The 12,231-nt window shown below is 51.7% G+C and carries 13 protein-coding genes; 10 read left to right on the top strand and 3 right to left on the bottom strand.

Translation table 11 applies throughout. From position 1 onward, the window contains the following. Positions 1-118: 118 nt before the first annotated feature. The 5 genes from IM700_RS07235 (at position 119) to IM700_RS07215 (ending at position 5,336) form a co-directional block, all read left to right on the top strand. Positions 119-991, top strand: coding sequence for a 3-hydroxyacyl-CoA dehydrogenase family protein (locus IM700_RS07235; protein WP_193416013.1), 873 nt, complete (start codon positions 119-121; stop codon positions 989-991). Continuing rightward, complete coding sequence (locus IM700_RS07230; protein WP_193416014.1) at positions 988-2,193, top strand: acetate/propionate family kinase; 1,206 nt, start codon at positions 988-990, stop codon at positions 2,191-2,193. The genes IM700_RS07235 and IM700_RS07230 overlap by 4 nt, the downstream gene beginning before the upstream one ends. A 62-nt stretch (positions 2,194-2,255) precedes the next feature. Next, a complete protein-coding gene (gene asnS / locus IM700_RS07225; protein ID WP_193416015.1) occupies positions 2,256-3,551 on the top strand; it encodes an asparagine--tRNA ligase in 1,296 nt (431 codons plus the stop codon). Between the two features lie 27 nt (positions 3,552-3,578). Continuing rightward, a complete protein-coding gene (locus tag IM700_RS07220; protein ID WP_193416016.1) occupies positions 3,579-4,268 on the top strand; it encodes a DnaD domain-containing protein in 690 nt (229 codons plus the stop codon). 159 nt (positions 4,269-4,427) lie between these two features. Further along, positions 4,428-5,336, top strand: a complete 909-nt coding sequence (locus tag IM700_RS07215; RefSeq protein ID WP_193416017.1) for an ATP-grasp domain-containing protein — start codon at positions 4,428-4,430, stop codon at positions 5,334-5,336. Positions 5,337-5,704: 368 nt separating this feature from the next. Here IM700_RS07215 and IM700_RS07210 read toward each other — a convergent pair whose 3' ends face one another. From IM700_RS07210 to IM700_RS07200, 3 genes are all read right to left on the bottom strand, one after another. Further along, on the bottom strand, positions 5,705-6,247 hold the full coding sequence (locus IM700_RS07210) for an HAD family hydrolase (protein WP_193416018.1): 543 nt from the start codon (positions 6,245-6,247) through the stop codon (positions 5,705-5,707). Between the two features lie 50 nt (positions 6,248-6,297). Beyond that, complete coding sequence (locus tag IM700_RS07205; protein ID WP_193416019.1) at positions 6,298-6,669, bottom strand: DUF423 domain-containing protein; 372 nt, start codon at positions 6,667-6,669, stop codon at positions 6,298-6,300. Positions 6,670-6,786: 117 nt separating this feature from the next. Beyond that, positions 6,787-7,947, bottom strand: coding sequence for an asparaginase (locus IM700_RS07200; protein WP_193416020.1), 1,161 nt, complete (start codon positions 7,945-7,947; stop codon positions 6,787-6,789). A 289-nt stretch (positions 7,948-8,236) separates the two neighbouring features. Here IM700_RS07200 and IM700_RS07195 point away from each other — a divergent pair, with 289 nt between their 5' ends. The 5 genes from IM700_RS07195 (at position 8,237) to IM700_RS07175 (ending at position 12,212) form a co-directional block, all read left to right on the top strand. Then, complete coding sequence (locus IM700_RS07195) at positions 8,237-8,839, top strand: RNA polymerase sigma factor (RefSeq protein WP_193416021.1); 603 nt, start codon at positions 8,237-8,239, stop codon at positions 8,837-8,839. Next, complete coding sequence (locus tag IM700_RS07190) at positions 8,836-9,276, top strand: hypothetical protein (protein WP_193416022.1); 441 nt, start codon at positions 8,836-8,838, stop codon at positions 9,274-9,276. The genes IM700_RS07195 and IM700_RS07190 overlap by 4 nt, the downstream gene beginning before the upstream one ends. A 43-nt stretch (positions 9,277-9,319) precedes the next feature. Beyond that, complete coding sequence (locus IM700_RS07185) at positions 9,320-10,411, top strand: hypothetical protein (RefSeq protein ID WP_155605561.1); 1,092 nt, start codon at positions 9,320-9,322, stop codon at positions 10,409-10,411. A gap of 117 nt (positions 10,412-10,528) precedes the next feature. Further along, positions 10,529-11,224 (top strand): response regulator transcription factor, encoded by a 696-nt coding sequence (locus tag IM700_RS07180; protein WP_193416023.1) that lies wholly within the window; start codon positions 10,529-10,531, stop codon positions 11,222-11,224. 4 nt (positions 11,225-11,228) lie between these two features. Beyond that, positions 11,229-12,212, top strand: coding sequence for a sensor histidine kinase (locus tag IM700_RS07175; protein WP_193416024.1), 984 nt, complete (start codon positions 11,229-11,231; stop codon positions 12,210-12,212). Positions 12,213-12,231: the final 19 nt, after the last annotated feature.

Raw genomic sequence — 12,231 nt, 5'->3', positions numbered from 1 at the left:
TTTTTTACTTTTTCTTCGTGCTAAGATATTATTATATGTTGGATGTTAGAAGATGTATGATTCGACATCTGGGGAACCATATTATGTACAGATAATGAAAGGATGGAGCGAGAGGACCATGAACTACAAACGAATTGGTGTCATCGGCGGCGGCACAATGGGTCAGGGCGTAAGCGAAATGCTAGCGGCTAAAGGACTTGACGTGCTGCTCGTGGAGGAGACAGCCGATAAATTGGAGCATGCCTACAGCATGATCGAAACGAGTCTGGATAAACAGCTCGAGAAATGGGCAATCACGAAAGCGGAGAAGAAACTGATCTTATCCCGTATCCATAAAGTTACGCATTTTGCCGAACTCGGAACCTGCGATATGGTGATCGAGACCATTTCGGAGGATTTGAATGCCAAAAAAGAGGTATTCACTCAGCTGGATCAAGTTTGTCCAAGCAACATCATTTTGGCGAGCAACACATCAACGCTCAGTTTAACCGAGATCGCCGGCGGAACGAAATATCCGGAGCGCGTCATCGGCATGCACTTTATTTATCCTGTTGCCAAAATCAATCTGGTTGAAATTATCCGCGGTCTGAAAACATCGGATGCCACGTTTGAAGAAACGAAACGCTTCGTGGAAGAGGTCGTGGAGAAACGCGGCATCATGGTTTACGAATCCCCGGGCTTTGTTACTTCCCGGATTATTTGCGTTATGATCAATGAAGCGCTGCATGTACTAGGTGAAGGTGTCGCATCTGCAGAAGAGATCGACGAGGCGATGCGCATGGGCTACCAGTTCCAATACGGGCCGCTGGAAATGGCCGATCGCTTTGGCCTGGATTCAGTACTGGCCGCATTGGAACGCATGTTCCGCGAATTCGGCGAATTGAAATACCGTCCTTCCTTCGTGCTCAAGAAAATGGTACGCGCCGGCAGTTTGGGCGTAAAAACGGGCGAAGGTTTCTTTAAATACGATAAGGACGGTGACCGGCTGTGAAACTGTTAGTTATTAATGCGGGAAGCTCCTCCCTAAAATACCAGCTCTACGATATGACCGATGAATCGGTTTTGGCTAAAGGACTGGTTGAGCGGATCGGTATGGATTCCTCGATTTTGACACATAAACCGACTGGCAAAGAGGAAGTGACGGAAGTCAGCGAAATTCTGGAGCATACGACGGCGATTCGCAAAGTGCTTGAGAAATTAACGGACAAGGAACATGGCGTTCTAGCGTCGGTTAACGAGATTCAAGCGGTGGGTCACCGCGTCGTGCACGGTGGCGAGGCGTTTAAAGGCTCCGCCCTTGTCACACCGGAAGTCAAAGCCGAAATCCGCCGCCTGTTCGACTTGGCGCCGCTCCATAACCCTCCGGCAATCATGGGGATTAATGCTTCCGAAGCCAATATGCCGGGCGTTCCGAACGTGGTGGCCTTTGATACGGCTTTCCATCAAACCATGGATGAGAAAGTGTATTTATACCCGATTCCGAGAGTTCTGTACAAGAAACACCGCGTCCGTCGTTATGGCGCACACGGTACCTCACATCAATATGTCAGCCGAGTGGCGGCGGAATATTTGAACCGTCCGATCGAAGATCTGAAGATCATCACTTGCCATATCGGTAATGGCGCAAGCTTGACCGCGGTCAAAGGCGGTGTATCGGTGGATACTTCGATGGGTCTGACGCCTTTGGAAGGCTTGATGATGGGGACGCGCAGCGGCGACCTCGATCCGACGGTTGTCACCTTCGTCATGAATAAGGAAGAGCTGTCCATCAGTGAAGTGAACTCGATGTTGAACAAGCACAGCGGTCTGCTTGCCATCTCCGGCAGCAGCAGTGACATGCGGGATATTACCGACGGGTGGGAAGCGGGTAAACCGAATGAGACACTGGCCTTCGAGATGTACGAATACCGTCTGCGGAAATATATTGGATCGTATGCTGCAGCAATGAACGGCGTGGACGTGATCGTCTTTACGGCAGGTGTTGGCGAAAACTCGGCAATCGTCCGCGAGAAAACGTGTGAGAACTTGAGCTACTTGGGCGTCGAGCTGGACAAAGAGCTGAACAAAATCCGTTCCGGGGAACCGCGTCGGATTTCGACTCCGAATTCCAAGGTCGAAGTTCTGGTCATCCCTACGAATGAAGAACTGATGATTGCCCGCGATACGCTGCACATCGTGCAGGAATCGAAGTAAAGCACGGCGAATTTAAACCTTTGTGTTATTAATATCGTTATCGTTAGAGGAGAGATAAAGGCATGGCGGTCAAAACTGTGATTCGTCAAGTGAATGAGCATGTCGGGGAAACCGTAGTCATCGGCAGCTGGCTCAACAATAAACGTTCCAGCGGCAAAATTCAATTTTTGCAGCTTCGCGACGGGACCGGCTATATTCAAGCGGTAGTCGTCAAGAGCGAAGTGTCCGAGGAGACTTGGAACAACGCCAAGAGCTTAACTCAGGAATCGTCCATGTACGTTACGGGCGTGATTCGCGAAGAACCGCGAAGCCAATCCGGTTATGAGATGACGGTAACCGAAGTCGAAATCCTTCATTTGACCGAAAACTATCCGATTACGCCAAAAGAACACGGTGTCGATTTCCTGATGGACCATCGTCATCTGTGGCTTCGTTCCTCGAAGCAGCGGGCCATTATGGTCATCCGGGCCGAAATTATTCGGGCCATTCAGGATTTCTTCGACCAAAACGGGTTTACCTTGGTTGATCCGCCGATCTTGACGCCAACATCTGCGGAAGGGACCACGAACCTGTTCCATACGAAATATTTCGAGGAAGACGCTTATCTGACGCAAAGCGGGCAGCTTTACATGGAAGCGGCCGCGATGGCCTTGGGCAAGGTTTATTCCTTCGGTCCAACGTTCCGCGCTGAGAAATCCAAGACACGTCGCCATCTGATCGAGTTCTGGATGATCGAGCCGGAAATGGCGTTTACCGATCATGAGGAGAGCCTCAAGGTACAGGAGAACTTCATCGCGCATGTGGTGCAATCGGTGTTGAAGAACTGCCGGACCGAGCTTGAAGCGGTGGGCCGCGATGTATCCAAGCTAGAAGGGATACAAGCCCCGTTCCCGCGCATCAGTTACGATGAAGCGATCGAATATCTGCATACGCAAGGGTTTGATATTCCTTGGGGCGAGGATTTCGGGGCGCCGCACGAAACGGCGATTGCGGAACGTTACGAGAAGCCGGTATTCATTACGAATTATCCAGCGGGGATCAAGGCGTTTTACATGAAGCCGGATCCGAACCGTCCTGAAGTCGTCCTGTGCGCCGATATGATTGCGCCGGAAGGCTACGGAGAAATTATCGGCGGTTCGCAGCGGATCGACGACCCGGCTTTGATGGAAGAACGTTTCAAGGAGCATAACCTGTCGGAGGAAACGTACCAATGGTACCTGGACCTCCGCAAATACGGCTCGGTGCCGCATTCCGGTTTTGGCCTTGGATTGGAACGAACGGTCGCCTGGATTTGCGGTCTAGATCACGTTCGCGAGACGATTCCGTTCCCACGGACCCTGTACCGGTTATATCCTTAATTGGCGCTGAAAGGTGAGCTTTAATTTATGGCCATGAATGAGGGCAACAATGCTTGGGCGAAGGGAATGGCTTTCGGAATGGAGACAGGGACGGTGAACGTGCCTTTCGCACTGTTGGCCCACTACCGTAAGCTCCGTTTAAGCGATACGGAAGCGATGCTTCTGATCCAGCTGCTTGCCTTCAAACAAGTCGAGCGTAACGATTTCCCATCGTTGGGGCAGCTGGAATCGCGGATGGACACGGCGCCCGGAATGCTGGCCCCGGTCATTCGCGGTTTATTGAAGGAAGGCTGGATCAGTATCGACGAAGCAGTCGACGAAACAACCGGTATCCGTTCAGAACAATATAATTTGAGCGGTATGTATGACCGGTTGGGGAGGTGGCTGGCGGCACAGCAACCGGCTGCCGCCAGCCGCAAAACGGCTGACGCGGCTCCGGAAGCGCGGGAAGAACAGGAACGGAACCTGTTCGTGATTTTTGAGAAGGAATTCGCCCGTCCGCTTTCACCGATGGAATGCGAGACAATATCCGGTTGGGTGGACCAGGACCGGTACCCGGAAGAGCTGATTCTACTGGCGCTGAAGGAAGCGGTATTCGCCGGTAAAGTACATTTCCGGTATATCGACCGGATTTTGCTGGAATGGAGCCGCAACCGCGTACGTACGGCGGAGGACGTCAAAGCCTATGCGCAGCGGTTCCGCGGAGGAATGCGATAATTGATCGAACGAAGAGAGTGCTTGCTTTCATGGGGCGCTCTCTTTTTGTTGTGCGCGCGAATTTTACAGTAATCTCGATTTGAAATCATACTCGAAACAAAATGGTTTCGTACACTGTGGGAAGAGTCACTTTGATCTTCTCCTGGGAGGACGATACCGATGCAAGGTTGGATTATTTATAAGAACTCCGCAACTGATGTAAAGCCGGAAACCTATGAAATCAAACGGTTGATGGAAGAAGCGAATAAGCAGGGGATCGATGTGAGGGTATTCGCCCCAGAACAGTTTGAGCTGATCGTCACACGCGATGATCGAAAGAGCGTGATGGTCGGCGGCGAAGTGCTGCCGCTCCCCGATTTTGTGCTTCCGCGCATGGGTGCGGGGACGAATTACTTCGGTTTAGCCCTGATTCGCCATTTAGAGCGGTTGGGCGTACTTACTCTGAATACGGCGCAAAGCATTGACACTGTCAAGGACAAGTTATTCACGCTGCAGATTTTGGCTCAATACAATCTGCCTGTCCCCAAAACGATGTTGATTCGTTCCAAAGTGGATGTCGAACTGGTGGACAAGCATCTGGGGTTTCCAGTTGTCGTCAAAACGATCTCCGGCTCCCAGGGCAGCGGGGTCTTCTTGGCGGAAAATCGTTCAAATTTCATCGATTTGCTGGAGATGATCAACGCCTATAAGGAGAATGCCACCATGATCCTGCAGGAATTCGTAGCCTCCAGTCGTGGCGTGGATTTACGGGTACTGACCATCGGCGGCCGCGCCATTGCAGCGATGAAGCGAAGCTCCGGTAATGACAGCTTTAAAGCGAACTATTCTCGTGGCGGCTACGTGGAGCCGTACGAAATGACTCCGGAGATCGAATGGCTCGCACTAGAGGCTGCCCGATTGTTAAACTTAGATATTGCCGGTATCGACCTGTTATTCGACGGGGAGCATTTTAAAATTTGTGAAGCTAACTCCTCTCCTGGTTTTGAGGGGCTAGAGTCCTGCTGCCAGGCGAACATTGCGGAGGAAATCTATCATTTTTTGCGGGTGAGGTTGAACGCGTTTGAGTAGAGAGCGCTGTCGGGGTACGCGAATCCGTCCGCGGAAGCAATTATTCCGTGATCCATGATTGAACGTGCCTCGATTCATTCCATCGTAAGAAAAATTTGCGGTAAAGCCGAGGCCTTCCTGCGCGACGAAGCGATCCCGGCAAAACCTGCAAAAGTGCAGGTATTTGCCCAGGAACGGCTAAATTCTCATGAATACCTGCAAAAATGCAGTTATTTAGGAGAGAAAGCGCGATTATCGCGAGTATTAAGAAAAATACCTGCATTTTTGCATCTATTTCGCCGAAATCATAAAAATCGACCGAAATAACTGCACTTTTGCAGGTATTTTTTACATTTGGCACGTCATGAAATGGGTTCGGAACTAGTTGCCTAGTTCTTTACCGCAGATAACCGGGCATTCAACGTTTCCGCCAGCTCCAGCAGCTCCAGCGGTTCGCTGATGATGTAGTCGGGCTCTTCTTCGGGGCTGGCTGGCGTATGCGGATAACGCGAGGTCCATTTCAGGAACACGCTCGTGATCCCCAAAGCATTTGCTCCTTTAATATCCCGGCCCAGGTTATTGCCAACCATGGCAATCCGCGGGATATCGGCTTCGCTTAAATCCAACGCACCGATCGCCGCTTTGAACATTCGGGGGCTGGGTTTTTCCGCTTTGATCGTTTCTGAATAGATCATGGTCGCAAAAATATCGTAGAGTCCGTGCTGACGGTATATATTTTTGAACGATTGAGCGTTTCCGTCAGCGACCAGTGCAACGGTGAAGCCCCGTTTAACCAGTTGCCGAAGCATGTCCTCCGCACCGGGGATCAGATCCGCCTTTAACACGATCCCTTCGTCATCGCGGACTTCCGTCGCTTCGTCAACGAGCGTATCGCCGCTATCCAAAAAGAGAATCAACCTTTTCTCCGCCATAGAGTTTCTTCCTCTCCCTCTCGTTGAATCCTTCGCTAATTCTTGGTCGATCATGAGCCTTGAACCGCTGCGATGACGAAGAGCACCCATCCTGTCAGAAAGCAAACGCCGCCAAGCGGTGTAATCGCCCCAAGCTTTCGGATTCCCGTTAAGCTTAAGGCATACAGACTACCGGAGAACAGGACTATCCCGGCAAACAGGAACCAGCCAGCGAGTACGACTAGCCCTTTGCTCGTTAGCTGCGTTGCGGCTAGACCCAGTAGAATCAACCCTAATCCGTGGGCGATATGGTACTGAACCCCGGTTTGATAGGTTTTTTGCCGGTCTTCGGTCAACCGGTTCTTGAGTGCATGCGCGCCGAAGGCGCCAAGAGCGACAGCGAGGAACATCATGATCCCGCCTAAAGTAAGCAGTAACGTCATCGTTGGATAACACCTCCCCCCAAATCTTACCGATTCCCGCTAGGCACGTCAATCGGACAAACCACAAAGCAGCGCGTTCGCTATGAACGCGCTGCATTGCATGTGGAGTCATGCTCCTTATTTGGCTGGAAGCTCGATTTGGCCGTAGCCAACCGTAGTAAACCAATTTTGAACCGTATCGAAGTCTTTAGAGAAGGACAAGCACAGCAGCAAGAGAATTCGGGCATGCGCCGCATTTAGGTTGTCGCCGGCGATAATACCGTCGCCGCTGGAGTAGTTGCTGCCCGAGCCGGTCCGAGTGGTCGTGACGAACACGACGCCTTTCTCGATTGCGGCTTTGCGCTCTTCACTCATCGCTTTGGAAATACCGCCCGCTCCAGTGCCGGCAGTAACGATCCCTTTGGCTCCATTTGCGACGAATCCGCTGATCGCTCCTGCGCCTGCCTCTTGATAGGAATAGGCGATTTCGACCTTAACCAAATCCTTCTTGGTGATTTTGTTCAAGTCGAACGGGGTAGCCCAGGTCGCGGCCGATTTCAAAGCGCGGAATGGGGCGCGGTATACGCGGATCGTTTTTTCGTCGATATAACCCAAAGCGCCGATTTCTGGAGTGATAAACGTATCGGTCCGGTAAGAGTTGGTTTTGGTGACTTCGCGTGCGGCATGGAATTCATCATTTAACATCAGCACGGTACCGAAATATTTCGTTTTCCCACTGGCCGCCAGTTTAATCGCGTTATACAGGTTAGCTGGAGCGTCCGTACCGATGACCGTCCAAGGCCGCATCGAACCTGTAATGACAACCGGTTTCGGACTGCGTACGGTCAGATCGAGGAAATACGCGATTTCCTCCATGGTATCCGTACCGGTGGTCACCACGACCCCATCCTGGGTTTTGAGCGCTTCATCTACCTTCAAGGAAAGATCATATAATTGCTCGATCGTATAGGCGCTGGAACCGGAGTTGCCGAATTGAACCGTGGAGACCTCGGCGATTTGATCTTTATTCGGGAGGGAAGCCACGAGATCAGCGATCGGCAGCGAACCGGCCCGATAAGTTTGGAAACTCGTTTCATCCGTGGATTGCCCAGCCAGGGTACCGCCGGTAGCGATAACCTGCACTTTCGGCAACTTCTTTACGGCTTCAGTCGAGTTCACGGTACCCGTAACGGTTTCGGCTGCGGAAGCCGGAGAGAGATATAGATTGGGGAGCAGCGCGGTCACGGCGAGGCCGGTGACCAATAAGGCTTTCAAACTTCGAGATGTCCACTTCTTCATTCCATCAACCTCCAAGATGTTATTTTAGTTAACGATATGTAATCTAACTTAACGTGAAATTCGTTAACTTGAGTGAAATTATAGTTTGATGTCATGTATATTGACAAACGCATTAATGACTTGATAAAGCGCTTAAATCCAGTGGAATCAAAGGAATGCAACTTTATCGTCGAAAATGGGGGCAGTTTCAAAACCATTAAATATTCAAATTTGATGTTATGTTAGGTGACATATAATGATTTTTCGAGAGATTGTAGAACTTTTGTCGATTCAAACGTTTTAAGAAATAGTGCAGGGGTTGGACGGACAACCGACGTCTATATCTTGGGAGGAGGGGAGAGTCATTGATGAAACGACGTTTATTCAAAGATTTCAGCGGGGAGACCGCAGCGTCTTTCCTTGGTTAGTCCGGGAATATGGGACCTATGTGTACCGGGTAGCCCATTCGGTGCTGCATGACGCCAAGGAAGCAGAGGACGCCGCACAAGAAACCTTTCTGCAAATCTTTAAATCTCTCCCGGAGTATCGCTCCCAAGGGCTAAAGACCTGGATTACCCGGATCGCCGTCAATAAGTCGATCGACATCAAGCGGAAGCGGGATCGGCGCAAGGAAGAGCAATGGGATCCCGTAGATTTGGACTTGCAGCTATCCGATTCGGAAGAGGACCATTTGTTTGGGCTAATCGATGCGGAACGGAGTACGGAAGTACGCCGACGTATCGCCGGGCTTCCAGCGGGACATCGTCAGATCGTTACGGAATTTTACCTGGAGGGCAAAAGTCATGAGCAAATTGCCGCAGAGCTTAGCGTGGCGGTGAAAACGGTCGAATCGAGGTTGTACCGGGCAAGAGCCTATATTCGCGAGCATTGGTCAAGGGAGGAATGGGGATGAGTCATCAACCGCAAGATGAACTGGAGCTATGGCGGAGCTATATCCGCGGCAGCCTGGATTCCATCACAGAGGCGCGATTAGATGCGCTGCTGCAAGGGGATGAGGCAGCCTTTGCGGCTTATACCGCAGCACTATCCTCTTTGGAAAGCGAGCTTCCTGGTTTGGAGGATGAAGCCGCCTATATGCTGGCGATCATGGAGATACTTCCGCAAGCGAAGCTGAGCAAGGAGCGCGGCGGCAGCCGTAAGTCTTGGACCAGGCATCCGCTGCTGCATTATGCGATCGCGGCAACCTTAACGGCATTGCTGTTGGGTAGCGGATTATTCGATTTGATTGCCGCGGAGACCGATCATTTGATGAATCAGGCGGATGCGTCGTCCTTGAGCGAACGAATGATGGAGGCGACGGCCGGTTGGCTGGATAGTTGGAAACGATAAGGGGTCATTTTGATAGAAAAAGTTGGAGGAAAGGAAGATGGATATGCCGTTTGAGCGCAACCGACTGCTCGCTTTACTGTTGAATTTCATTCCCGGAGTGGGGCATCTGTACTGGGGCAAAAAAGGGAGGGGGATTACCTACCCGATTCTGTTCTTTGGCGGTCTTCTGTTTGGCATTGTTGTTGCGATGGCCGCAGATAGCGGGGAGCTCGCGATGGTGACCTTGATTGCAGCCATTATCTTATGGTTGATTTCGATGTTCGACCTGCTCATTACGATGCTTCGCGAATCGCCGGAGGAACGGGCTTACCGGGAGCATGTCCGGCAGATGTCCGGCGAAGGGAGAGAATCGGAAAAATTCTTTACGATCCTGCTGTCGTTCGTTCCTGGCTTGGGCCATTTTCAACTGGGCTTGATGCAGCGGGGATTATCCTTTTTGATCGCCTTTTTTGGCTTGATCACGATGATGTTCTTCGTCACAGGCATTACGCATGAATCGGTATTTTTGCTGTTCCTCGGTTTGCTGCCGATCATTTGGCTGTACAGTATGTTTGATGCGGTGCAGCTCGTACACCGGAAGTTGGCGGGGGAACCGCTGGTGGATCGGACCCCGTTTGACGATTGGGAGGCCGGTAGAATCGAAGGTCGGCGCAGCAAAGTACTGGCGACGCTCCTGTCTGCCTTTCCCGGGGCGGGTCAAATGTATCTGGGCCTCCAAAAGCGGGGCCTGCAAATGATGGCTTTGTTCCTGGGCAGCTTCTATGTGATCGACGTGCTGCGGCTTTCCGTGTTTCTGTTTGTCATCCCGATCATCTGGTTTTATTGCTTCTTTGACGGTCTGCAGCAGACGAGCCGTTACGGGATCCTACCGATGGAGGATCATCCGCTGATTCAAACTCGCGGCGAATACCAGCACTGGCTGGGTATCGTGCTTATTGTGTTAGGGGTGTATTTCGTCGGGATGGAATTGATCGTTCCGGTGCTGGATGCGAACTTCCCCGATCTGCGCTTGCACCTTCGGATTGAGAAATACCTTCGGCCGACGATTGTGGCCGTGCTGCTGATCGGCGGGGGCATTAAGCTGCTCGCCCGGCCGAAGCGGCGGGATGTGTTCTGGAGCGACGGGGATATTTAATATTTACAAGATGACTAGAGGGGTATCAGCTTCGCGGCTGAAGCCTCTCTATTTTATTTCCACGGTCAGAGTTTGTTACAATGCTAGGAGTAGGATGGGTGAAAAGGAGAAACGGACATGTTCAAAATCTTTATCGTCGAAGACGACAAGCTGCTCGTTGAGCTGCTGGAACAATACTTGCACCGGTTTGGTTACGATACACTGGCGGTCGCCGATTTTGGCGAGGTCAAAGCCGAGTTTGAGCGATACGCTCCACATCTCGTACTGCTGGACGTGAACCTGCCTAAATACGACGGATATTATTGGTGCCGCCAGATCCGCAACTTGTCGACCTGTCCAATCGTATTCTTGTCGGCGCGCGAAGGGAAAATGGACCAGGTGATGGCGCTGGAAAACGGGGCGGACGACTATATCACCAAACCGTTCGATTACGATATCGTGATTGCCAAAATCAAAAGTCAGCTGCGCCGGGCTTACGGGACCTATGCCGGGAGCGGGGACGACCGCACGGTTACGGTCGCAGGGCTGCGTTTGGATCGGGATCGGCTGTCCCTTAGCCTTCGGGATGAACGGATCGAATTGAGCTTAACCGAGGTTAAAATTCTGGATGAATTATTGGGCAAAATCGAGCAAGTGGTCAGCCGGGATCGGTTGCTGGAGAAAATTTGGGACGATCAGGTCTTTGTAGACGACAACACCCTGAACGTCTATGTAACTCGTGTTCGGAAAAAGTTGTCCGCCCTCGGGATCGACGATGCGCTGCAAACCGTCCGAGGCCAGGGTTATCGGCTCGTCCCGCATTGGGGGGAGTGAGCCTATGCGTTTGTTCTGGAAAGATCAACTGCCGTTCATTTTCGCTTATTTGCTGCAGCTGGCATTGAACACTCTGGTGTATTGGCTGGATGGTTACCGTCACGCGGCGATCAGTATCTATGCCGCATTGCTCAGCAGCTGCATTTTGGCGGTGTTTCTGCTGATCCGCTATTGGACGAATCGGTCATTTTACCGCCGATTAGAGGAAATCCCGGATTCGCTGCGCGCTTTTGCCGACGTTAAACCAGGCTCGCCGTTGGCCGACTCCCTGCAGCGGCTGTTGAAAGCGCAGTACCGCCTTTATTTGCAGGAAATCGGCGAGCAGCAGAGCAAGATCGACGGTCATCGCCATTTCATGAATCAATGGGTACATCAAATGAAGACGCCTTTGTCCGTGATTCATCTGATGGTGCAGCATGAAGACGATCCTCGATCCGTGGCGATCGGCGACGAACTGGAACGGCTGCGCAAGGGGCTGGAAATGGTGTTGTATGCGGCTCGTTTAGATACGTTCGAGCATGACTTCGTGGTCGAGTCGCTGGATTTGGAAAACTTGGTACGTTCGGTGACTTCGTCGCAAAAACGGTTATTCATTCGGCGCAAAGTGTATCCGGTGATCGAGATACCGGAAGGGCTGGCGATTGCCACGGATGAGAAGTGGCTGTCCTTTGTATTGACTCAGTTGATCACCAATGCCGTGAAGTATACCGTGAAGGAACGGGCCAATCTTCGTTTCCGCGGCTTCACACGAGGTCGGGAGACTGTGCTGGAAATAGAGGATGAAGGCGTAGGCATTCCCGCCAGCGATCTGCCCCGGGTGTTCGACGCTTATTTTACCGGGGATAACGGTCGCAGCTTTCAGGAGTCTACCGGCATGGGGTTGTATTTGGCGAAGGAAATCTGCGCGAAGTTGGGACACCGGATTGAATTGGATTCACAAGAAGGGGTAGGCGCGACCGCACGGATCGTATTTCAACCGGGGCGCTAAAGCTTACAACGGAGTAAGG

Source organism: Paenibacillus rhizolycopersici (assembly GCF_014947195.2).
GTDB lineage: Bacteria > Bacillota > Bacilli > Paenibacillales > Paenibacillaceae > Fontibacillus > Fontibacillus rhizolycopersici.
Note: the sequence above shows the minus strand (reverse complement) of the source record. Positions and strands in the feature narration are given on the sequence as shown.

Excerpts from the sequence above, each read along its gene's own strand:
- IM700_RS07235 (WP_193416013.1), top strand. The coding sequence starts at position 119 with ATGAACTACAAACGAATTGGTGTCATCGGCGGCGGCACAATGGGTCAG.
- asnS (WP_193416015.1), top strand. The coding sequence starts at position 2,256 with ATGGCGGTCAAAACTGTGATTCGTCAAGTGAATGAGCATGTCGGGGAA.
- IM700_RS07220 (WP_193416016.1), top strand. The coding sequence starts at position 3,579 with ATGGCCATGAATGAGGGCAACAATGCTTGGGCGAAGGGAATGGCTTTC.
- IM700_RS07215 (WP_193416017.1), top strand. The coding sequence starts at position 4,428 with ATGCAAGGTTGGATTATTTATAAGAACTCCGCAACTGATGTAAAGCCG.
- IM700_RS07210 (WP_193416018.1), bottom strand. The coding sequence starts at position 6,247 with ATGGCGGAGAAAAGGTTGATTCTCTTTTTGGATAGCGGCGATACGCTC.
- IM700_RS07205 (WP_193416019.1), bottom strand. The coding sequence starts at position 6,669 with ATGACGTTACTGCTTACTTTAGGCGGGATCATGATGTTCCTCGCTGTC.
- IM700_RS07200 (WP_193416020.1), bottom strand. The coding sequence starts at position 7,947 with ATGAAGAAGTGGACATCTCGAAGTTTGAAAGCCTTATTGGTCACCGGC.
- IM700_RS07190 (WP_193416022.1), top strand. The coding sequence starts at position 8,836 with ATGAGTCATCAACCGCAAGATGAACTGGAGCTATGGCGGAGCTATATC.
- IM700_RS07185 (WP_155605561.1), top strand. The coding sequence starts at position 9,320 with ATGCCGTTTGAGCGCAACCGACTGCTCGCTTTACTGTTGAATTTCATT.
- IM700_RS07180 (WP_193416023.1), top strand. The coding sequence starts at position 10,529 with ATGTTCAAAATCTTTATCGTCGAAGACGACAAGCTGCTCGTTGAGCTG.
- IM700_RS07175 (WP_193416024.1), top strand. The coding sequence starts at position 11,229 with ATGCGTTTGTTCTGGAAAGATCAACTGCCGTTCATTTTCGCTTATTTG.